Source organism: Cystobacter fuscus, assembly GCF_002305875.1.
Classification (GTDB): domain Bacteria; phylum Myxococcota; class Myxococcia; order Myxococcales; family Myxococcaceae; genus Cystobacter; species Cystobacter fuscus_A.
In genome coordinates, this window is sequence record NZ_CP022098.1 from 3,136,159 (window position 1) to 3,155,305 (window position 19,147).

Genomic DNA, 19,147 nt, shown 5'->3' on the forward strand with positions numbered 1-19,147 from the left:
ATGGACAATTCATAGAGGGGTCCATGATTTCCGTCAAGGCGATGGGGGAGGGGTTGCGTGCGCCTCGCCTCTCGACTACAGGTGCGTGCGTGGCCCGACGCGATCCGGAAGAATTCCTCGAAAGACTCAGTGCCCTGTCACAGGGTTTGAGGTTGGTTGCCGCGCGGGAGTACGCCACCTTCGAGGTCGGCAGCACCCAGGCCAAGTTCCTGCGCTACATCGGCCGGCATGGCCGCATCTCCCAGGCCGAGCTCGCACGGGCCACGGGGACGGATCCGACGCTCACCGGACGCGCGCTCGAGACGCTGATCGAACGGGGTTGGGTGCGCCGGGAGCGCAGCGAAGAGGATCGCCGTCAGTACGTCCTGGAGCTGGCGGAGGCCGGACAGCGCGCCCGCAGGCGGGTGGAGGACACGCGCAGGCGCATCAGCGTGCGTCTCGTCGCGGAGCTCGACGAGCGGGACTTCGAGGACTTCGACCGGATCATGAAGAAGCTGCTGGCCACGCTCGAGGAGTCACTGGAGGCTCGCTCGAAGCCGTGAGGGCCTCGCCTCACGGTGGAAGAACTGTACGCGAGCACGACTGCCCGGTTCGCGGCGCGCCCGCGCTGCCGTCCAGGGCTTCATTGCCCTACGGCCGTCCTCCCAGGCCATTCTCACTCATCCTGCGACTGTACCGTCCAGACGGTACAGTCAGGGCAGTGGGTATTGACAAGCCAAACCTGGAGAGCACGCCATGGTGCAATCCCGAGCCAAGCAAGCGAAAGATCCCTCGCTGCCAGCCCCCTCGGGCGCGCGGACGTCCGATACCCGCGCCCACATTCTCGACGCGGCGGAGGCCGTCGTCTCCGAGTTCGGGGGACGGGAACTGACCCTGGAGCAGGTGGCCAGGGCGGCCCACTTGAGCAAGGGCGGCCTGTTGTACCACTTCCCCACCAAGACCGCGCTCCTGCAAGGCATGCTGGCGCGCCTGCTCGAACGCGTCGAGGCGGAGTTCCAATCAGATGCCGTCGACTGCACACCGGGCGAGCGGCTGATGGCCTATACGCGCGTCAGTCTTCATGCCAATGGCAAGGACAAGCGGTTGGGCGCCGCGCTGCTCGCGGTGCTGGCCGATGATCCGTCTTTGTTGGAGCCCTTGCGAGCGTTCTACCGCGCACGTTTCGCGGAATTGCGAGGTCTGGGAGCAGATCAGGGCCGCGCGCTCGTCACCCTCCTGGCAGTGGAAGGCCTCTTCCTGCTCGAACTCCTGGATCTATCCGACCTGAGCACCGACGAGCGGAACATGCTCGAGCGAACCCTGAACGCATTGGCCGACACGCGAACCCCGGGAGGGGCCCATGTTTAAACCCTACATCATTCTGTGCGGGGCCATCCTCGCCGAGATCCTCGGGAGCGTGGCGTTGAAGTATTCGCAGGGAATGTCCCGGCTCTGGCCCTCGGTGGCGGTCCTGGTGGCCTATGGCCTGACGTTCTGGTGGCTGTCGCTCGCGCTCAAGGTGCTGCCCCTCGGGATCACCTCGGCGCTCTGGGCGGGCCTTGGCATCGTGGGCTCCGCCGCGCTCGGCGTCCTGCTGTTCCATGAGCGGCTGGGCTGGGTGGAGTTCGTCGGCATGGGAATGATCCTGGGGGGCAGCCTGGTGCTCACCCTGTTCGCCCGGGTGCCGGCCCATGCCTGACACCCGGGACTGAGGAGGGAAGGCATCATGGTGGATCTGGCGCGCAAGAACCTCTTGCATGACAAGCTTCGGTTTTTCATCACCCTTTCCGGTGTGGCCTTCGCCGTGATGCTGGTCCTGGTCCAGTTGGGGCTGTTCTTCGGCATGCTGAAGAACGCCACCATCACCATCGACAAGCTGGAGGCCGACCTGTGGGTGACCTCGCGGAACACGCACAACGTGGACTTCGCGCACACGTTCCCGGAGTCCCGGGTCCAGCGCGTCCGCGCCATTCCCGGCGTCCAGCGCGCCGACAACCTCATCGTCACCTTCATGGATTTCACCCTGCCCAATGGCGCGCAGGACGCGACGCTCGTCTACGCGCTCGAGCACTTCGAGGAGTGGCGGTTTCCCTGGTCGGTAGAGGAGGGGCGCGTCTCGGACTTGCGGCGGGGCAACTGTGTCTTCGTCGATAACTCGGCCGTCCGGCGGTTCGGTTCCTTCTCCACCGGCGAGTACCGCGAGTACCTGGGGACCCGGCTGAAAATCATCGGACGGACCAACGAGGCCCGCTCGTTCACCACCACTCCCATCTCCTTCATGGATTACAGCCTCGCGCAGCGGCTCATGCCGGGGAACGCTCAAGACCAGACGACCTATATCCTGGTCAAGCTGGCGCCGGGCGCGAACCTGGAGCAGGTACGTGCCGAGCTCCAGCGGCGTCTGCCCTACAACGATGTCCACACGGCCGCAGAGTGGGCGGCGCGCTCCCGCGCCTATTGGATCGACAACACCGGGCTGGGCTTCAACATGGTGATGACGGTGTTCCTGGGCTGTCTGGTCGGTGTCGTCGTGGTGGCGCAGACCCTCTACACCTCCACGATGGAGCACCTGCGGGAGTTCGGCACGGTCAAGGCGATCGGCGGCAGCAACCGGGACATCTACGGCATCCTGGCCCGGCAGGCGCTCATCTCGGCGGGGGTGGGGTTCGTGCTGGGCATCATTCCCACGCTGCTCGTCCGCGAGTTGGTCCCGCTGATGGACCTCGAGTTGATCATCTCGTTCAAGCTCGTGCTCACGGTCCTCATCGGAACGGTCGGGATGTGCCTCGCCGCCGCGATGATTTCCTTCCGCAAGGTGGCCTCCATCGACCCCGCGCTCGTGTTCAGGACTTGAGGAGACCGTCTTGCCCGTGCTCGAGGCCCACGACATCACCAAGACATTCCAGGAGGGCCGGGAGACGGTGACCGTGCTCCGGGGCGTGTCCCTCGCCCTGGAGCGCGGGGAGATCGTCACCCTGGAGGGCCCCTCCGGCTCAGGCAAAACCACGCTGTTGTCCATCCTCGGGTGCATCCTGACGCCCACCAGCGGTCGGTTGGTGGTGGATGGCGAGGTGCTCGACGGCCAGCGGCCCGAGCGGCTGCCCGGGATTCGCAAGCGCTCCATGGGCTTCGTCTTCCAGCAGTACAACCTCTTTCCCGCGCTGAGCGCCGTCGAGAACGTCGAGTTCGCCCTCAACATCAAGGGCTGCGAGGGCCGGCCGGCGCGCGAGGAGGCCGAGCGCGTGCTGCGCGCGGTGGGCCTGGCCGACCGGATGAACTTCCTGCCCCGGGAGTTGTCGGGCGGACAGAAGCAGCGCGTGGCGCTCGCACGCGCTCTGGCGGGACAATCTCCCATCCTCCTGGCCGACGAGCCCACCGCCAATCTCGACTCGGAGGCAGGGGGGCAGGTGCTCCGCCTCTTCCATGCGCTGGCCAAGACGGAAGACCGGGCGCTGCTTATCGTGACCCACGATCCCAAGGTGCGAACCATCTCCGATCGTGTGCTCCGGATCCACGATGGATGTCTGACAGGAGGAGCGCCGCCATGATGTCTCGCAAGCTGATGAAGGTCGGGTTGCCGCTGGTGGCGGTGGCGCTGGTGCTCGCCGTGCTGCTCGGCGTCCACATCCCCCGCGCGGCCGAGCCGCAAGCGCCTGCGCCTCGCGCTCCACCCCCCACCGACGTCCGAGCGGAGGGCCGCATCGTTTCCTATCCGGGCGCTTCGGTCACGGTCGGCACGGAGGTCACCGGAAGGCTCGTGGAGCTGCGGGTGGAGGAGAAGAGCCAGGTGCGCAAGGGCGAGGTGATTGCCGAGTTGGACGCGACCGAGCAGCGCGCCGCGCTGACCCAGGCCCGTGCCCAGTCCGCCGAGATCCGCACCGAGGTGCGCCGGCTCCAAGCGGACCTGGAGCGGTATCGGTCCCTGTTCGAAGCCAAGGCGATGTCGCGGCAGAATTTCGAATACACCCAGCGAGCCGTGGAGTCGGCGCGGGCTCGGATGGCCGCGGCCCAGGCCCAGGAGCAACGGCTGGAGAGTGTCCTGGCCAAGACCCGCATCCGCTCGCCCATCGATGGGGTCGTCATCTCGCAACTGATACAGCAGGGCGAGCTCATCACGGCGGGCTCCCCGTTGGTGGTCGTGGCCGATCTCACCCGGAGCCGGGTGGAAGCGGAAGTGGATGAGTTCGACACCGGCAAGGTGGTGCTCGGCGCCCCGGTGCGCATCATGGCCGAGGGTTTTCCTGGCACCAGTTGGAAGGGGACGGTCGAGGACATTCCCAACGCCGTCATGAACCGGCGCCTCAAGCCGCAGGACCCCGGACGGCCCGTCGACCTCCGGGTGCTGCTGATCAAGGTCTCCTTCGATGAGCCCACGCCGCTCAAGCTGGGTCAACGGGTGGAGCTGCTCATCAGCTCCTGAGTTCGCGCGTCGCGCCTTCCCCCCGGAAGACGGCGCGCCATCACATCGGGACGGGGCGGACTTCACCTGAAAAGAATGGAGAACGACATGGAGATCAACCTTTCCAATCTCGCGTCGCCCCCGTCTTCCCCACCCAGGGATGTGTTCGGATTCAATGCCTTCCTGGAGGCGGCCGTGGCTCGCGGGTATTTCTACGATTTTCCCATCGCCAATGGGAGCAGCGGCTCGCGTCTGCATCATGGCGGCCGGGAGCTCGTCAACTTCGCTTCCATCAGCTTCATGGGCTTCCAGGAGAACTCGTCCGTCATGGACTACTTCTGCGCGGCCGCGAAGGAGTATGGCCTGGTCACGGGAGGCTCTCGGGCCACCCAGGGGATCTGCATGGCCCACGCGACGCTGGAGCAGACCATGAACCACCTCACGGGCATGGAGCATACCGTGACCTTCGGCAGCGGCCTGCTCGCGAACATCGGCTTCCTGAATGCCATGACGGTCCAGTTCAAATTCGACTCCGACTGCAAGGTCGACAACCGGGACGCGGTGTTCATCCTGGATCGGGATTGCCACTGGAGTCTGTGGAAGGGCGCGTCGCATCTGGAGCACGGCAAGAGCCTGTTCTCCTTCCAGCACAACGACCCGGCCTCGTTGGAGGCCACGCTGTCGCGGATCACCGTGAAGAAGAAGGTGGTCATCTTCGAGAGCGTCTACTCCTCGGACGGCAGCGTCGCGCCCATGGGGGCCCTGCTGGATGTGTGTGAGAAGCACGGCGCGCTGTCCTACGTGGACGATGCCAACGGCTTCATGATCTACGGCCCGCCCAACCGGCCCTACCACGCGGAGTATCAGGAGATGCGGCGGGCCACGTTCCGGATGGTGTCGTTCTCCAAGGCGGTGGGCCTGGAGGGAGGCGCCATCAGCGGTCCCCGAGAGTACGTGCAACCCTTCGCGTTCCTGTCGGGAACCGCAATCTTCACCGCGGCCATGCAGCCGCCCACGGCGGCCACGGCGGTCCATCTCCTCGAGAAGCTCAACTCCGAGCCCGAGTTGATGGACAACTACCTGGCGAAGGTGGCCCAGTTCCGCGGACGGCTGTTGCAGGAGGGCTTCCGGCTCTACGACAGTGAGTCCTATATCCTCTCGATCTGGATCGGACAGGACCTGGTCGCGGAGAACGTGCGCCAGTTCCTCGCGTCCAACGGGTTCGCGGTGCCTGTCTTCCGCTACCCCGCCGTGCAGCGCAATCGTGCGGTGCTCCGGGTCATCCTGAATGATCGTCATTCCTCCCGGGACATCGAGAACTTCATCGCCATGCTGCGCGAGGCCCGGCGGCAATTCGGTTTCTGAGGAGCGCACCCATGGACCAGACCATCGACCGCGTCCCCGCGGATTGGGTGATGGGCCTGCTGCGATGCCCGAGCTGCTCGGAGCCGGCCCTCCGCCGCCGCGAGGGCCCCTCCTTGATGTGTGACGGGTGTGCGGCCCACTTCCCGGTGCAGGAGGGAATCCTGGACCTCGCCCTGCCCGGCAACGAGTCGCTCCGAACGGACCGTCCCTACGAAGGGCTGTCGGGCAGGATGTACGCCACCTTCATGGAGCATCCGTGGTTACAGAACCTGGATGCGTGGCTGCTGGGAATGAAGGTGGAGGACTACTACGCGCGGATCCAGGAACAGCTGGCCGTGCTGGGGCCCGGCCCCAGCCTGGACATGCCCTCGGGGGGCGGCCCCTTCCTCGGGCGGGTGCACACGTACCAGCGGGCGGGTCCCTGGCTGTTCGCCGATCTCTCGTGGACCATGCTGCACCGCCTCCGGCGCAAATGCGAGGCGCTTGGACTGCGCGAGGTGGTGTTGATCCGGGCCGATGCGACCCGGCTGCCCCTGCGTGACGGGGTGCTGAACAACCTCGTGTCCTTGTTCGGCTTGCACTGCTTCCACGACAAGGCCTCCGTGTTCGGGGAGCTGAACCGGTGTCTGAAGCCCGGGGGGCGGATCCTCGCCAGCACGTTGACCAGCGAGGGACCGCGCAGGTCCCGCTTCTACCTGAAGCTGAATCAGCGGGATGGCACCTTCGCCCCCAACAACTCGCTCCATGAATTCCGGGAGCAGGCCCGTCATCAGTGCATGGGACTGAGGGTCCTCAACCAGCTGGGCGCCACGCTCGTGCTCGAGATGAGCCATGGGTGAGCGCGCATGGGCCCTCGGGCAATCAACGGCCGTGGCCTCCTCCGGATGGACGGTGGAGAACGCGGACAGCATCCACCGGTTCTCCGCCGCGCAATGGGACGCGCTGCTGGCGCCGACCGACTTCTTCACCCACGGCTATCTCGCGGCCCTGGAGGCCAGTGACCTGGACTGCCAGTTCCACTACGCGGTCCTCCGCGCGGGCCCCTCGCTCGTGGGCCTGGGCTTCGGCTGTCTCATGCGCTTCGACCTCGGACTCTGGCGCCCGCGTATCTGGTTGGGCGGGTCGCCCGTCAACCTGGGCACTCCGTTCGCCTTCGCTCCTGGTCACGACGCGCCCGAGGCCCATTACCGGTTGCAGGAAGCCCTGTTCGCCCGGGCGCGCCAGTCCCGGGCGCTGTATTTCATCCTGCGCGACTTCCGTGTGTCCGCGGACACGCCGTTCGCCCCCAGCCTCCAACTGTCTCCAGTGCCCCTGCATCACACCGCGATCCTGCCCCTGGAGTTCGACGGCTTCGAGGCATACCTGGCCCACTTGAAGGGCTCGCGGCGCAAGACAGTGAAGAAAGACATCCGGGCCGTCGAGGCGGCGGGCTTCCGCTTGAGCATCGAGCGCCCGGCGCCGGAGCTGGCCCCCCGTCTGCTCGCGTTGTGGTTGAACCTCTACCGCAAATACAAGTCTCCGGATCAAATCCGGCTCACCGAGGGCTACTTCCGCGCCATGGCCACGTGTCCGGAGGCGGTCTTCTTGTTGCTCTGGCGAGGCGGAGAGCTGGTGGCGTTCGACCTCTGCCTTCGGTGGGGAGACCTGCTCGGCTCGATCTTCTCGGGGCTCGATCCCGAGGCGACGCGCGAGCAGCCGGTGCACCGCTACATGGGCCATGCGATCGTGCGGCATGCCCTCGACACGGGATGCCGGAGGATTGATTTCGGCATCTCCAATGAAGCCGCCAAGGAGCGCATGGGCTGTCGTCTGGAGCTGCTGTACGGGCAGGGCCGGATGGTGCCGGCAGTGCTGCACGGACTGAGGGCGGAGCGCCTGGTCCGGCCCCTGATCGCCGCTCCGGTGCCCGCTCCCACGGCCCCCGAGGACGGCGGCGGCGCGCCCGGTGAAGCCGGGAGGACGCTCGCGGCGCCCGTGTTCCTCCGGGGCAGGAGGAAGGTGGTGGTGATTGGCGCCGGTCTGAGCGGACTGGCGGCGGCGGCGCGGTTGGCCTCGCGGAGCCACGATGAACTCGTGGTCCTGGAGCAGACGCCGTCGCCGGGCGGTATGTGCCGGACCGTCTCCTTCGAGCGGGACCTTCGGGGCTTCATCGCGGGCTGCAACCTGTTCCCGCCCCGCTTCTTCTCGCTCCTGGAGCGCGCCTACCACATCCGTCTTCCGACCCGCCGCGCGCGACTGAGGACTTATTACGACGGTCGGCTCCTGGAGGTCGGGACGCAGGCGGGTCACCTGGACGTGCGCCAGGAGTTCGCGGCCCTGGGGCGGCTGGCGCGCGGATGGGTGCACGACGCTCGGGACTTGAGCGCGACCGTCCGCGGTCCCTCGCTGGTGAGCGATCTCTCCCTGCTGCCGCTGCTGATGCAGGGACAGGCGCCCTGGCATTGGCCCGTGAGGGAAGGGGTGGCCCGGTTGCGTGCCGCGACCTCCACCCGGTACCCGGTGCCCGGGCTGACCGCCATTCCCCAGGCCCTCGAGCGTGTCATCCTGCGGAGCGGCTCCGCGCGGATCATCTACCAGGCGCCCGTTCAATCCATCGAGGTCCACGCGGGACGGGTCCTGGGCGTGCGCACGTCACAAGCCGAATGGCCCGCCGAACAGGTGCTCAGCAGCCTGCCGCCGCGCACCACCCGTGCGCTGCTCCACGGAGACGGCGAGGCGTCCCTCCCGGCAATGGGACGACCGGAGGGCTTGTCGGCGATGGCGGTCTTCCTGACGCTCGCGCCGGAGTTCGCCCTGCCGCGCGGCTGCTATGGCTTGAGCTTCGTGGAACGAGACATCCTCGGACAGCTGAGGGCACTGTTCGCCGGACAGGTCCCGGAGCGGCCCACCTTCGAATGGCTCTGCCCCGACCTGGCCGAAGATCAACCCTCCGCCAGGGGCTGGCGAGTGACCCTGTTCACCACGTGTCCGGCCTCTTGCTCCGCCGCCCAGGCCGCACAGCTCTGGGCGAGGATGACCGAGCGCCTGGAGCAGTGCTTTCCGGGGTTCACGCGCGCGATCCTCTGGAGCCTCCGGGTCCCGCCCGGTGACTACGAGCGGGTCGTCGGTTGTAGCAGTCGGCTGTCACCCCATGCCGATGCACCCCCACGCGAGCGCGAGGCTCCGTCTGGCATCGACGGGCTGTCGATCGCCCACGGAGGCGCGAGTGCCGGTGACGCGTTCCTCGCCCTGCGGGCGGGACTGGCGTGCGCCGATCAGCTCCTCGGCCCGGGCGCCACCGCCCTCGCGAGGCCTCGGTGAATCCTCTTGGAAATCACCGAGGGTTTCCCCACCAGGAGGGGGCCGTGGGGTGTGTCCTGCTCGCGGTGGAAGGCCGCGCCCGATGCCTCACTGCCTGTGAGGGGTCCGCCCTGCTCCGAGCGGTGGCTCTACAGTAGCTGCTGGCCACGCTCGAGGAGTCACTGGAGGCTCGCTCGAAGCCGTGAGGGACTCGCCCCCCTTCCTACCGCGCCACCGTGAGCGCGAAGGGCGCGAAGCCACGGCGGCGGATGAGGTGGGGCACGAGCAGCATGAGGGCTTCCGTGCCCCGGGCGGTGGAGAGGTCTCCCAGGTCCTCGATCCACTCCACGGGCCACCCGAGCGATTGAAGCAGCCCACCGACGGCCGTCTTCGCTCCCGCGTCGTTGCCCGACAGGAACGCCGTCGGAGGCACGGAGAGGGCCCGGGGATTCGCCATGACGGAGAAGAGCATGGTGTTGAGCGCCTTGACGACCCGCGTCCCCGGCAGCGCCTGCTGCAGGTGCTCGGCCAGGCTGCTGTCCGGGTAGCACAGGCCCGCGGGCATCCCTCCCGCGCCGCGCCGGGTCGCGTTCGACACGTCCATCAGGATCTTCCCATCCAGGGCCTCGCGCAGGGCCCCGAGCCGCTCGAGGCTGGTGTCTCCCGGAGTGGCGTTGATGAGGAGCGAGGCCTCGCGCGCCGTCCGCTCGGGGTCCGCGAACGCGACCGTCGGTCCGGTCCACCGCGCGGCCGCTCCGGTGGCGTCGCGCGTTCCAATCCCCACCTCATGTCCAGCGGTCACGAGCCCGGTGGCGAGCACCGTGGCGACACGGCCCGAGCCCAGAATGCCAATGCGATTCATCCGATGTTCTCCGTTCAGGGAAGGGGGCCCAGGGTCAGGCGATGGTGGACAGCACCTCGACCGAGGCGGCATGCAGAGCGGACGCGGTGGCCAGGAAGTCGCGGCTCGTGAAGTTCCACGGGCGGCCGTGGGTGTCGGAGATCCGGCCGCCGGCCTCCTCGACGAGGAGGGCTCCCGACAGCAGTCCGGAGAGGACCTGGCTGTATTGCCAGAAGGCCTCCATCCGCCCCGCCGCGACCTGGATGAGTTGCAGGGTGGCCGGCACCGACACCCGCAGCACCAGCGCGCTCCCGAGCATCGCGGTGACGGACTGGCCGATCCGCCGATGGGTCTCCCGGTCCTCGCCGGGCCGCGCCTGGCCGGTGCCCACCAGGGCCGCGTCCAACGCCGTCTTGTCCGACACGCGCAGGCGCACGCCATCGAGGTACGCCCCGCCCCCCCGGACGGCCGTGTACGTCTGGCCCGTCATGGGCAGGTACACCACGGCGAGCACCGGCACGTTGTCGCGCACCAGCGTGGCCGTGACACACCAGTCGGCCATGCCGTGGATGTGATTGATGTTGCCCTCCGCCGGGTCCGTGACCCACCACTCCCCCGGTGGCAACCTCCCCACCTGGAGCTCGTCCTCGATCCAGCCCGCGCCAGGACGCACCCGCGTCAGCGCCTCCCGCAGCACGCCCAGGGACGCTTCATCGTTGGCCTGGAGCGCGGCGAGCACCGCGTCCAGGTTTCCCGGACGCGCGTCGGCGGAGAACCGCTTCTTCAGGAGATGGCCAGCGGCCTGGACGGCCTCCACGACAGCGGGCAGCAACACTTCATCCGAGGGAATGGGCCTCATGGGTTCCTCTTGAGTGGGGTGACTTGCGAGGAATAGAATGTGAGCAAACGCTCTCTTTCACTACTCGCTTTCGCCCATGGCCTCCCGAACCACTCCCCACCCGCTCGAGCCGAGGAAGAAACCCGGTCAGGCCCGCTCGGCGGCGACCGTCGCGGCCGTGCTCGAAGCCGCTGCTCGCATTCTGGAGACCGAGGGCTTCGAGGGGTACACCACCAACGCCGTGGCCCGGCGTGCCGGCATCAGCATCGGCTCGCTGTACCAGTACTTTCCCAGCAAGGACGCCATCACCAAGGCGCTGATGCTCCGGGAGACGACCCAGCTCCTGGCGGATGTCGCCGCCATCCATACGGACGCGGGCGGGCGCGCGGGCCTCGAGCGGCTCATCGCGGTGGCCGTTGCCTATCAGTTCCGGCGTCCGGCCCTCGCGCGGCTGCTGGACATGGAGGAGCGCCGTCTGCCCGTTGGGGAAGAGGTGCGGCGCATTGGCGAGCAGCTGCTCCTCACCGTCCAGCGGTGTCTCGACGCGCCGGACCTCGCGGGCACGTTCCGCTCACCGTCCGCCGCCGAGGATCTCCTGGCGATCGTGAAGGGCCTCGTCGACGCCGCGGGGGACCGGGGCGAGAGCGACGACGCGGCCCTCCTCTCCCGCGTGCACCGGGCCGTCTTCGGCTACCTGGACTACACGCCGTCCTGAACCCCGCGCGGCCCTCGGCCTCGCGTGCGCCGCCGCGGGCGGATGGGTCCCCGGGCCGTCGAGGGGTCCACCACCCGGCCGCCCTGGAGGACTCCACCTCGCACCGCTCCCCGCGAGGATGGAAAGAGGCGAGGCGGTGGCCTCATGTCAGGGCCCCCATTCGAGTCCGACCATCAGGCGGTACTGGCGGTAGGCGAACGGGGTGCCGCGCAGCTGCGGGACGGGCACCACCATGTCCGGCTTGAACTCGAGCCAGGTGCCCGGCGCCACCCGGACGGCCGCGCTCAGGGCGCCCAGGCCCAGGTATGCCCCCACCGAGCCCCTCGGCGCGCCCACCGCGCTGAACAGCAGCAGGCTCGTGCCCAGGTTCACCGTGGTGCGCAGCTCCACGCCCTCCACCTGCGTCCAGCGGTAGATGCCCGAGCCCACCAGGCTCAAGACCCCGGGCGCGAAGGAGCCGGAGAGCAGATCGATCCACGGGTTGAACTCCAGATCCACCCCCAGCGCGAGGTGGGCGAGCGGTGCCCAGCGGACGCCCGCGTCCACGCTCAGGGCGGAGCGGTCGAGGGAGGCGCCGGCCGCGACGTGGAGGCGGGGAGCGAACGTCTCGGGCGTCCCGGCGGGCGCGGCGGAGGGCAGGGCGGCGGCAACCAGACCGAACCAGAGCAGGAGGGGCCGTTTCATGGCCGTCCCCGGTGGCCCCCGCGGCGCTGTCGCTGGCGGAGCAGGCCGAGCCCCGCCAGGAGGGCGCCCGCGGAGAGTACGCCGGGCGCGGCGGCGCACCCTTCGGAGCGGGTGGGGCTCGTGGCGTAGCTCTCCAGCGCGCCGCACCAGTTATTGCCGACGGAGCACCCGGGCGCGACCTGGAGGTAGCCCTGGAGCACGGCGTCCGCCCGCGCCAGGCGCCCCTGACGTCCCCCGCTCCCGTCGGCCAGGGCGGTCAGCAGGTCGGCCGAGGCCTGGGTGGCCGCGGCCACTCGCACTTGACCGGACGCGTCATCGTCCGTGCAGTGGTCGAAGGCCGAGACGTGCGCCCGGCCATCTCGTGCCGGGTTGTAGTCGGGGGCGAGCGCGGGGTCGACGTAGTTGAAGACGCTCCAGACCTGCCGCATGTCGGGCGAGCGGTAGATGTGGGTGAAGCTGTCCTGGAGGGCGTGAAGGGCGCGCCCGAGCCGGTAGGCGTAGCGCGGCAGCGGCACGACCGCACGCTGGTACTTGAGGGCGAGCTGGACCGGCTCGGTGGCGGCCAGGTCGACGGCCTCGGCGTCCCCCAGTGCGAGCGCCACCTGCTCCAGGATGGAGTCGTGACACGCCTGGGCGGCCTGGACGTCTCCGGCCGCGAAGTCCTGGTCCGACGTCCGCAGGCAGTGCTCGGGCTGCGAGGTGGGGGCGAGGTCCACCTCCACGTGCTCGGGCAGATCCGTGGCGGCGGCACCATGGAGGTCGTTGTCTCGGACCCCGGCCAGCATCGCCACCGTCCACGCGTCGCGAGCCGTCGGCAGGTGGAAGGGCAGGTTGTCCACGAGGACCTTCTGTCCGGCCGTCGGCGCGGGAGGCAGCGCTCCGTCCGGCCAGCCCGCCCGCGCCAGCGCGGCGGCGGTGAGCCGCTCGTGGCAGCCCTCCGTCACCGGCGTCTCGATGGTGTACGCGCGGGCCGCGGTTGTACCGAGGAGGAGGGCGGCCAGCAGCGTCGAAGCAGCCAGCGGAAGGTAGCGGCGGAGGGAGGGCACGTGTGGAGACCGACGGGGCCTGACTGTACCACCGGGCGGGGATTGGGAGGAATTGGCCCCGGGGCGCGAGGTCACGGCTGCTCGCGGAGCAGGCCAGGGTGTCACCCTGGAAGACCCGCCAGATTAGCGCTCGCTGTCGAGCATCTTCATCAACTGCGGCAGGTACCGGGTCCCGGCGACCGCCTCGGGCGGAACCGCCGCTTCGATGCGCGCGACGTCTTCCGCGCTCAACTGAAGGCGCAGGGCCGCGAGCGTGCTCTCGAGCTGCTCCATGGTCCGCGCGCCGACCACCGGCACCAGGTCCGTCCGTTTCGCCAACGCCCAGGCGATGGCCATCTGCGACGCGGTCACCTGGTTCTCCGCGGCGATGGCGGCCAGCGCGTCGACCAGCTTCATGTTCTGCTCGAAATTCCCCGGGTGGAACCACGGCAGATGCGACCGGTGACCACCCTTCTCCGCCGACTTCGCCTTGCCGCTGAACAGGCCGTGCGCGAGCACGCCGTAGGCCGTCACGCCGATGCCGAGCTCGCTCAACACCGGGAACACGTTCTGCTCGGGCTTGCGCGTGAACAGCGAGTACTCGAATGCCGTCGGGCGAACGGAGCCCACCGAACTTCACCGACAACTTCACCTTGTCGCGCCGGCCTTCGAGCGCCTTGCCGATCAACATCTCGTCACCACCGGCGCCGTAGAAATCGGCGGTGTCGATGAGGTCCACTCCGCGATCGATGGCTTCGTGGATGAGCCGCAGCCCGTCACCGTGGGTCAGCGCCTCCGAGCCGAGCGCGATGGGAAAAACCGAAGGGCCGTTGTCGCCGAGCGTTCTGGATGGGGTCGTCATCAGTGGCTCCATTCGTTACTGTTTACAAAATACGTAAGTTGTAATAAACCGCTCGTCAAGGGAATCGCCACGCCATGCCCCGCACCGGACTTTCCGCCGCTGAACTCAGGACCAAGGCCATCGACGTCGCGCTCGAACACATCCGCGCGCACGGGTTCGAGAAGGTGCGGCTCACCGACGTGGCCCGGGAGCTCGGCGTCAGCCACGTCGCGCTCTACGCGCATTTCGCGAACAAGGAAGCGCTGCTCGACGCGGTGCTCGAACGGTGGCTCGAGGAGACGAGCGTCGCCCTCGAGAAAGTCTGCGCGTCGAATCGCAAACCGGCGCAGAAGCTCGAGCAGTGGTTCGTGAACCAATACGCGATGAAACGCGATCGCGCGCTCCATGATCGCGCCACCTATTCGGCGTTCGAGACGGCCACCGCGGCGAAGAAGCCGTTCGTGAAGGCCTATCTCGCGCGGCGGAGCGCACAGCTCGTCGGTCTGCTCGACGAAGCCGGTTTCGGTTCACCGCAACGCCACGCCGAGGTGCTGCTCGACGGCATGGCCGGCTTCTTTCATCCCCGCTTGATTCTCGAGAGCGCCGAGCAGAATCGCGAGCCGGAGCTCAAGCGGGTGCTGCAGACGCTCCTGCGCGGGCTCGAACGAGGAGCGTGAGTTGCTCCAGGGCACCTTTGGGCTGGGCTGAGGCCCTGCTCCCCGAGGTGGGTGCGTGCGTTGGTCAGCGCACCGAGGCGGGGAGCTCTTCCGCCTTGAGGCGGACCCGAAGGTCTTGACGTCCAACTGTAGTCGTAGGCCGCCCGCGCCTCACCACGCGGGCGCGGCCTGGCTCAGGCCCTTACCCCGACACCCGCTGGATCGCCCGAGAGGTCGTGGTAGCAGATGACGTTGCTGGCGTAGAAGTGGCACACCACCGACTTGCGCGTGTGCGAGCGCTCGCGGCGCCGCGAGCCGCCGTGGAGCAGGTTGTGGTGCCAGATGAGGACGTCGCCCTTCTTCGGGGTGAAGTAGGCAGGCTTGAGCCCCAGCTCGTCGATCTTCTTCTGGATGAAGGGCTCGTACTTGTTGGTGTACGGGTTGCGGCCCTGCTCCTTGTACTCAGTTGGCCCGATGCCCGTCTCCTTCGAGAGGAAGTAGGGCAGCCGATGGCTCCCCGGGTAGTACACCAGTGGCCCCGAGTCCGGGTGGATGTCCTCGAAGGCGACCCAGGCCGCGGACAAGAAGCCCAGCGGGTAGGTCGTCATATGGATGGCATCTGAGTGCGGCAGTTGCTCCGAACCCCGGAACGAGGGGATGGTCTGGAAGGGGATGGCCTCGCGCCCTACCAACAGGGAGATGCGCTGCTTCAGGCGCTCGTGGAAGAGCAGCTCCGCCATCTCCGGCACGTAGTTGTGGATGTTGAGCACGCGCCCCCACTCGGAGCGGTCCTCACCCGGCTTCTCCGGCTCCAGTGGGACGCGGCCCGACTGGATATCGCGCAGGAACGCGGCCCAAAGCCTGTCGAGGAACGCGTCATCGAAGAGCTTCTCCACGACGACATAGCCATCGCGTGAGAACTTGCGGCACATCTCGGCTTCCCCGGCGGTGATGAGGCCAGCGCGCAGTTTGTCGTCAATGCGCCGTTCGGCGTCCGGCGTGTCGAGCCACATCTTCGGCCCGTCATGGGGGAAGTTCTCCTGCCGGTACGCCTTGAGCTGGCGGAGCTGGATGCCCCGGGCCGAGAGGAACTCGGTGACGGGCGTCGAATCATCCTCCACCACGGGCTTCACGCCGGGGCCTGGGACGCCCATCATGCTCCGGATTCGCTCCTTGACGGTGGGAGGAATCCGCTCTCGGAGGAACTCGGGAACCATACCCTTCACGAGCGGCAGGGCCTCCTCGAGGTTGCGCGGGACAGCGTCTTTCATGGTCGGGGGGATCCGGTCGATGACGAAGCGCGGAACGACGCTCTTCAGCAGGCTGAGCGCTGGAGGAAGGGGGTGCTTGGAGTTCATAGTTGTGGGCACGCCTCCCGGCCGAGCGTGCTGGATTGAGGGGTAAAGGAACGCCGGCCCTGGTTTTGCCCGAGGACAGGGAGAATGTCCACATATGGGGGATTGGTACGGGAAAAGACTCACATACCAGCCGCCGGCACATGCCGGTCCTGGCGGACCATCCGGGACGGAAGAAGCGAGTCAGGCGTTCTGCCTCCCATCGACCGTGATGCTGGTACCCGTCACGTACTCGTTCACGTCGGTTGGCAGCTACGTGCTGAACCTGACGTCACCGGCCGGCACGCAGGCCCTGGTGGGAATCCCCAGGAAGCAGCCCTGGACGTCGGTCAGCGTCAACGGTGTCACGGTGTGGCGCGAGGTGCAGTTCGTGGATGGGGCAGCCGGGGTCAGCCAGGCTGGCGCCGACAGCGCGTACATCAAGTTCCTCTCCTGGCTCTGCCTCCGTTTGAAGGGTTCCCCTGGACAAGTTATTTTGACGGTGTAATCATGAATTCCAATGAGAATCTGAACGAGCAGAAGGCTGCCCTGCTCGAGCGGGCTACCGGCGGCTGACCTTCAACCCATTCCCCTCAGGTTCAGACGGAACCAGTACAAGGAGAAGACAGATGTGGAAGTTCTTCCTCTTGATCCTCATGGCCTGGCTTTCGGGCATTCCCGGAGCAGGCGGCCTCGTGCTCCTCGTGATGTTCTTCCTCTATCTGGCGTATTCAATCAGATACAGAGGCTATTACGGCAGACTGTCCAAGGAGGAGACGAAGTCACTTCGCCTCGCATCCGCTGTCGATAATAATGGCATGCGCTCCCAATGGGACGTCATTCCGTGGCCGGGAACTTCCAAACACGTCATTCGCAAGTGGACTTGGGACAGAATCGCACTGGACACGACGATTCAGAACGCCATGAGTGAAGCGTCAAAGGCGCTCACGCATGCCTCCGGCGAACTTTCCAAGTGGATAGGCGAGAAAGCTGCGGGCTCATCGATAAACCCCTACAGCGGGACGTTGGCGGTGATCGACCAGGAGCACCAGAAGTCCCATAACCCGAAGACGGCGCTCGCTCTTCTACACAGGGTATCTTCGGGATATGAGTCCTGGACCAACCAGGCCATCTGCACGCTGGGCGGCACCTTCATCATTTGCGCTGAGGCGTACAAGGGCGAGGTCAAGACTGCTTTCCAAGGCAAGAAAAAGCAGGAGCCGCGCATGAAGTCCGGCACGGTTGCCGAAACGTCTCGGCTCACCTGGAAAATGGGTCAGCTCTTCCTGAATCCTGGCACCGCCTCCATCGCCAATTTCCTGAATGCCGTCTTCGCACGGATCAATCCGTGGGATAAGCACGCCATCGTCACGTACAAGGAGAAGGAGTACTACGCGCCGACAACGATGTTTGGTGCCTCCGCGACCATCATGAAGGTGATGAATCTCTGCGAAGCCCTGGGCTTGAGCGACGAACAGAAGGTATTCGTTGGTTATAGCGTGGCCATGCACTGGATCGACAAGTACCTGAACGACAACTCGTGGTTCCTTGGGGGGATGTTTACCCCTGATCGCCACTCCTTGATTGAGGCGCTGCAAGGTATGTACGCTCACATCGAGAATGACCCGCGCAAGGCTGCCGCTGTGCTGGTAGAGATGTATGAAAAAGCAGACGAAGCGAGGAAGTAAGCTCCTCTTTTGCTACGTGGGAAGGCCCTGGCAGGGGATGGCTCCGTCACTCACCATGGCCAACGCGGGCCGCTCCAGAACGCGCTTTCTCCCTGTTTTCTGTCGATGTACGGTTTGCCATGACCTCATTCCGTAGACCATCCACGTACCACCTCGTACTCGCGCTGCTCGCCGGGACCGCGGGCATCGCATGCGGCTCCGAGCCGATCCCCGACTCCGGCCCGCTGTCCACGCTCCCCGACGTCTGCCCGAGTGGCCTCGTCGCCGACAATCGCTACCCGCTCATCCAGGACAGCCCCTACGCCGCGGACTATCGGCTCCGCGTGTTCGGGCAGGTGGATTTCCAGGGGCAGACCTACAAGGTCGTGAACGCCCTGCCCTGGGACTACCTCGCCTCGCACGTCCAGGCGGGCAAGACGTTCCCCGTGACCGAGACGCCCTCGTACTACGTCGTCGACAGCAATTTCGAGCTGCCGTACCTGCCCTGCCTCATGGACGAGGTCGCCTGGACGCCGGGAAACAAGAACAAGGGCTGGGCCATCGGCTCGAACGACGATCCCGCCGCCCTGGTCGCGAAAAACGGCGCCGGCCGACCCTTCCTCTACCACGTGGTCACGGACAACGAGTACGGGTACTTCACGTACACCGAACCGCTCCCAGGTGATCCGATCCGCTACTCCGGGTTCCGTCCGACATGGGTCGTCCACGAGGAGGGCGCGTTGCACCCGATGTACTACCTCGACCCGGCCAGGCCCGACCGCCATGGCTTCTCCTGGCCACGGCACGGCGACAAGTGGGAGCTGAACTTCGGGCTCTTCGTCGACTCCGCCGGCAAGGTCTACGTGCCCAAGAAGGCGCCGCTGGCCGTCCCGCAGTGGGACACGTACCTGGAGTGCGTCGTCATCAACATGGCCAACGCTCCCATTCCGACGACCCGCACGCAGTTCCCCGGCAACGAGTCGTATTACGCCGCGGATACCTTCATCCCGGGGTACGCCGCGCCCCCCGCTGTCGGCCACCGCTACTGGGGACAGAAGGGGCGCGAGATGAGCGAAGTCGCCGTCTGGGAGGACGATGGTGGGCCGGGCCTGCCCAGCCCGGGCAACTACCACAAGCCCTATTCCGGCGGGTGCGATACGAAAGGCTACAACTTCGCGCACGCCGAGGGCTTCACGTGGCCGGAGCTCCGCGCCTACCGCACCGCGCACGGAGACGCCGTCACCCGGGACCAGCTCTACAGCATCACGGTCTACAAGGTCGCCAGGGACGGAACCGCCAGGCTGCTCGGGACCCTCTCCTACGAGCAGCAGGCCAATGGCGAGTGGATCCCCACCGGCTCTGGCCCAGAAGCCCACTCGCTCAACGACCGCAACGGGCGCTGGATCATCAACGGCCCGATCTTCCCGGATCGCGGCGAGCGCGCCGTCGCCGTGCTGCGAAACCTCTAATCTTGCGGTCGTTGCAGCGGCTCATCGGCGAGGTGCTGCGCGCCGCCTGACAGGA

The 19,147-nt window shown here is 67.1% G+C and carries 20 protein-coding genes and 1 pseudogene; 14 read left to right on the top strand and 7 right to left on the bottom strand.

The genetic code is table 11. The features are described 5' to 3' along the window. Nucleotides 1-23: 23 nt before the first annotated feature. The 9 genes from CYFUS_RS12990 to CYFUS_RS13030 all read left to right on the top strand — a co-directional run bounded on the left by CYFUS_RS12990 (nucleotide 24) and on the right by CYFUS_RS13030 (nucleotide 9,043). Nucleotides 24-542 (top strand): MarR family winged helix-turn-helix transcriptional regulator, encoded by a 519-nt coding sequence (locus CYFUS_RS12990; RefSeq protein WP_157758413.1) that lies wholly within the window; start codon nucleotides 24-26, stop codon nucleotides 540-542. 193 nt (nucleotides 543-735) lie between these two features. Further along, nucleotides 736-1,347 (top strand): TetR/AcrR family transcriptional regulator, encoded by a 612-nt coding sequence (locus CYFUS_RS12995; RefSeq protein WP_095985502.1) that lies wholly within the window; start codon nucleotides 736-738, stop codon nucleotides 1,345-1,347. Further along, nucleotides 1,340-1,678, top strand: coding sequence for a DMT family transporter (locus tag CYFUS_RS13000; RefSeq protein WP_095985503.1), 339 nt, complete (start codon nucleotides 1,340-1,342; stop codon nucleotides 1,676-1,678). The genes CYFUS_RS12995 and CYFUS_RS13000 overlap by 8 nt, the downstream gene beginning before the upstream one ends. Before the next feature lie 27 nt (nucleotides 1,679-1,705). Continuing rightward, nucleotides 1,706-2,833 (top strand): ABC transporter permease, encoded by a 1,128-nt coding sequence (locus tag CYFUS_RS13005; protein ID WP_095985504.1) that lies wholly within the window; start codon nucleotides 1,706-1,708, stop codon nucleotides 2,831-2,833. 16 nt (nucleotides 2,834-2,849) lie between these two features. Next, nucleotides 2,850-3,527, top strand: coding sequence for an ABC transporter ATP-binding protein (locus CYFUS_RS13010; RefSeq protein ID WP_232537790.1), 678 nt, complete (start codon nucleotides 2,850-2,852; stop codon nucleotides 3,525-3,527). After that, nucleotides 3,524-4,399, top strand: a complete 876-nt coding sequence (locus CYFUS_RS13015) for an efflux RND transporter periplasmic adaptor subunit (RefSeq protein WP_157758414.1) — start codon at nucleotides 3,524-3,526, stop codon at nucleotides 4,397-4,399. The genes CYFUS_RS13010 and CYFUS_RS13015 overlap by 4 nt, the downstream gene beginning before the upstream one ends. A gap of 87 nt (nucleotides 4,400-4,486) precedes the next feature. After that, nucleotides 4,487-5,743 (top strand): aminotransferase class I/II-fold pyridoxal phosphate-dependent enzyme, encoded by a 1,257-nt coding sequence (locus tag CYFUS_RS13020; RefSeq protein ID WP_095991981.1) that lies wholly within the window; start codon nucleotides 4,487-4,489, stop codon nucleotides 5,741-5,743. 11 nt (nucleotides 5,744-5,754) lie between these two features. Continuing rightward, entirely contained in the window at nucleotides 5,755-6,582 is an 828-nt protein-coding gene (locus CYFUS_RS13025; protein WP_095985507.1) for a class I SAM-dependent methyltransferase, read from the top strand. After that, entirely contained in the window at nucleotides 6,575-9,043 is a 2,469-nt protein-coding gene (locus CYFUS_RS13030) for a GNAT family N-acetyltransferase (RefSeq protein ID WP_095985508.1), read from the top strand. The genes CYFUS_RS13025 and CYFUS_RS13030 overlap by 8 nt, the downstream gene beginning before the upstream one ends. Before the next feature lie 202 nt (nucleotides 9,044-9,245). Here CYFUS_RS13030 and CYFUS_RS13035 read toward each other — a convergent pair whose 3' ends face one another. Together CYFUS_RS13035 and CYFUS_RS13040 are read right to left on the bottom strand one after the other, a co-directional pair. Then, nucleotides 9,246-9,884: an NADPH-dependent F420 reductase gene (locus CYFUS_RS13035; RefSeq protein ID WP_095985509.1), complete on the bottom strand. Its 639-nt coding sequence runs from the start codon at nucleotides 9,882-9,884 to the stop codon at nucleotides 9,246-9,248. A gap of 34 nt (nucleotides 9,885-9,918) precedes the next feature. Further along, nucleotides 9,919-10,722: an inositol monophosphatase family protein gene (locus CYFUS_RS13040; protein ID WP_095985510.1), complete on the bottom strand. Its 804-nt coding sequence runs from the start codon at nucleotides 10,720-10,722 to the stop codon at nucleotides 9,919-9,921. 76 nt (nucleotides 10,723-10,798) lie between these two features. Here CYFUS_RS13040 and CYFUS_RS13045 point away from each other — a divergent pair, with 76 nt between their 5' ends. Further along, complete coding sequence (locus tag CYFUS_RS13045) at nucleotides 10,799-11,416, top strand: TetR/AcrR family transcriptional regulator (protein WP_095985511.1); 618 nt, start codon at nucleotides 10,799-10,801, stop codon at nucleotides 11,414-11,416. Between the two features lie 147 nt (nucleotides 11,417-11,563). On the opposite strand, the gene CYFUS_RS13050 is transcribed toward CYFUS_RS13045, so the two are convergent. From CYFUS_RS13050 to CYFUS_RS52635, 4 genes and pseudogenes are all read right to left on the bottom strand, one after another. Beyond that, nucleotides 11,564-12,100 (bottom strand): hypothetical protein, encoded by a 537-nt coding sequence (locus tag CYFUS_RS13050; protein ID WP_095985512.1) that lies wholly within the window; start codon nucleotides 12,098-12,100, stop codon nucleotides 11,564-11,566. Beyond that, complete coding sequence (locus CYFUS_RS13055; protein ID WP_157758415.1) at nucleotides 12,097-13,146, bottom strand: hypothetical protein; 1,050 nt, start codon at nucleotides 13,144-13,146, stop codon at nucleotides 12,097-12,099. Before CYFUS_RS13055 ends, CYFUS_RS13050 begins: the two co-directional genes overlap by 4 nt. Before the next feature lie 123 nt (nucleotides 13,147-13,269). Further along, on the bottom strand, nucleotides 13,270-13,755 hold the full coding sequence (locus tag CYFUS_RS13060; protein ID WP_232537537.1) for an aldo/keto reductase: 486 nt from the start codon (nucleotides 13,753-13,755) through the stop codon (nucleotides 13,270-13,272). A 37-nt stretch (nucleotides 13,756-13,792) separates the two neighbouring features. Beyond that, a pseudogene (locus CYFUS_RS52635) lies at nucleotides 13,793-13,999 on the bottom strand (aldo/keto reductase); the annotation flags it as partial. Between the two features lie 62 nt (nucleotides 14,000-14,061). On the opposite strand from CYFUS_RS52635, the gene CYFUS_RS13065 reads away from it, so the two are divergent. Next, on the top strand, nucleotides 14,062-14,643 hold the full coding sequence (locus CYFUS_RS13065; protein WP_095985514.1) for a TetR/AcrR family transcriptional regulator: 582 nt from the start codon (nucleotides 14,062-14,064) through the stop codon (nucleotides 14,641-14,643). Nucleotides 14,644-14,816: 173 nt separating this feature from the next. Here the strand turns inward: CYFUS_RS13065 and CYFUS_RS13070 are convergent, their stop codons facing one another. Continuing rightward, nucleotides 14,817-15,893 (bottom strand): phytanoyl-CoA dioxygenase family protein, encoded by a 1,077-nt coding sequence (locus tag CYFUS_RS13070; RefSeq protein WP_157758416.1) that lies wholly within the window; start codon nucleotides 15,891-15,893, stop codon nucleotides 14,817-14,819. 295 nt (nucleotides 15,894-16,188) lie between these two features. Here CYFUS_RS13070 and CYFUS_RS13075 point away from each other — a divergent pair, with 295 nt between their 5' ends. From CYFUS_RS13075 to CYFUS_RS13085, 3 genes are all read left to right on the top strand, one after another. Continuing rightward, complete coding sequence (locus tag CYFUS_RS13075) at nucleotides 16,189-16,464, top strand: hypothetical protein (protein ID WP_095985516.1); 276 nt, start codon at nucleotides 16,189-16,191, stop codon at nucleotides 16,462-16,464. Between the two features lie 121 nt (nucleotides 16,465-16,585). Continuing rightward, nucleotides 16,586-17,644: a hypothetical protein gene (locus CYFUS_RS13080; protein ID WP_095985517.1), complete on the top strand. Its 1,059-nt coding sequence runs from the start codon at nucleotides 16,586-16,588 to the stop codon at nucleotides 17,642-17,644. A 119-nt stretch (nucleotides 17,645-17,763) separates the two neighbouring features. After that, a complete protein-coding gene (locus CYFUS_RS13085) occupies nucleotides 17,764-19,092 on the top strand; it encodes a hypothetical protein (RefSeq protein WP_095985518.1) in 1,329 nt (442 codons plus the stop codon). The last annotated feature ends 55 nt before the right edge of the window (nucleotides 19,093-19,147 follow it).

Bases quoted from the DNA above. Each gene is read 5' to 3' on its own strand.
- CYFUS_RS13030 (WP_095985508.1), top strand. From the start codon at position 6,575: ATGGGTGAGCGCGCATGGGCCCTCGGGCAATCAACGGCCGTGGCCTCC.
- CYFUS_RS13085 (WP_095985518.1), top strand. From the start codon at position 17,764: ATGACCTCATTCCGTAGACCATCCACGTACCACCTCGTACTCGCGCTG.
- CYFUS_RS13035 (WP_095985509.1), bottom strand. From the start codon at position 9,884: ATGAATCGCATTGGCATTCTGGGCTCGGGCCGTGTCGCCACGGTGCTC.
- CYFUS_RS13050 (WP_095985512.1), bottom strand. From the start codon at position 12,100: ATGAAACGGCCCCTCCTGCTCTGGTTCGGTCTGGTTGCCGCCGCCCTG.
- CYFUS_RS13065 (WP_095985514.1), top strand. From the start codon at position 14,062: ATGCCCCGCACCGGACTTTCCGCCGCTGAACTCAGGACCAAGGCCATC.
- CYFUS_RS13000 (WP_095985503.1), top strand. From the start codon at position 1,340: ATGTTTAAACCCTACATCATTCTGTGCGGGGCCATCCTCGCCGAGATC.
- CYFUS_RS13045 (WP_095985511.1), top strand. From the start codon at position 10,799: ATGGCCTCCCGAACCACTCCCCACCCGCTCGAGCCGAGGAAGAAACCC.
- CYFUS_RS13075 (WP_095985516.1), top strand. From the start codon at position 16,189: ATGCTGGTACCCGTCACGTACTCGTTCACGTCGGTTGGCAGCTACGTG.
- CYFUS_RS13070 (WP_157758416.1), bottom strand. From the start codon at position 15,893: ATGAAAGACGCTGTCCCGCGCAACCTCGAGGAGGCCCTGCCGCTCGTG.
- CYFUS_RS13080 (WP_095985517.1), top strand. From the start codon at position 16,586: ATGTGGAAGTTCTTCCTCTTGATCCTCATGGCCTGGCTTTCGGGCATT.
- CYFUS_RS13015 (WP_157758414.1), top strand. From the start codon at position 3,524: ATGATGTCTCGCAAGCTGATGAAGGTCGGGTTGCCGCTGGTGGCGGTG.
- CYFUS_RS12990 (WP_157758413.1), top strand. From the start codon at position 24: ATGATTTCCGTCAAGGCGATGGGGGAGGGGTTGCGTGCGCCTCGCCTC.
- CYFUS_RS13005 (WP_095985504.1), top strand. From the start codon at position 1,706: ATGGTGGATCTGGCGCGCAAGAACCTCTTGCATGACAAGCTTCGGTTT.
- CYFUS_RS13020 (WP_095991981.1), top strand. From the start codon at position 4,487: ATGGAGATCAACCTTTCCAATCTCGCGTCGCCCCCGTCTTCCCCACCC.
- CYFUS_RS13040 (WP_095985510.1), bottom strand. From the start codon at position 10,722: ATGAGGCCCATTCCCTCGGATGAAGTGTTGCTGCCCGCTGTCGTGGAG.
- CYFUS_RS12995 (WP_095985502.1), top strand. From the start codon at position 736: ATGGTGCAATCCCGAGCCAAGCAAGCGAAAGATCCCTCGCTGCCAGCC.
- CYFUS_RS13025 (WP_095985507.1), top strand. From the start codon at position 5,755: ATGGACCAGACCATCGACCGCGTCCCCGCGGATTGGGTGATGGGCCTG.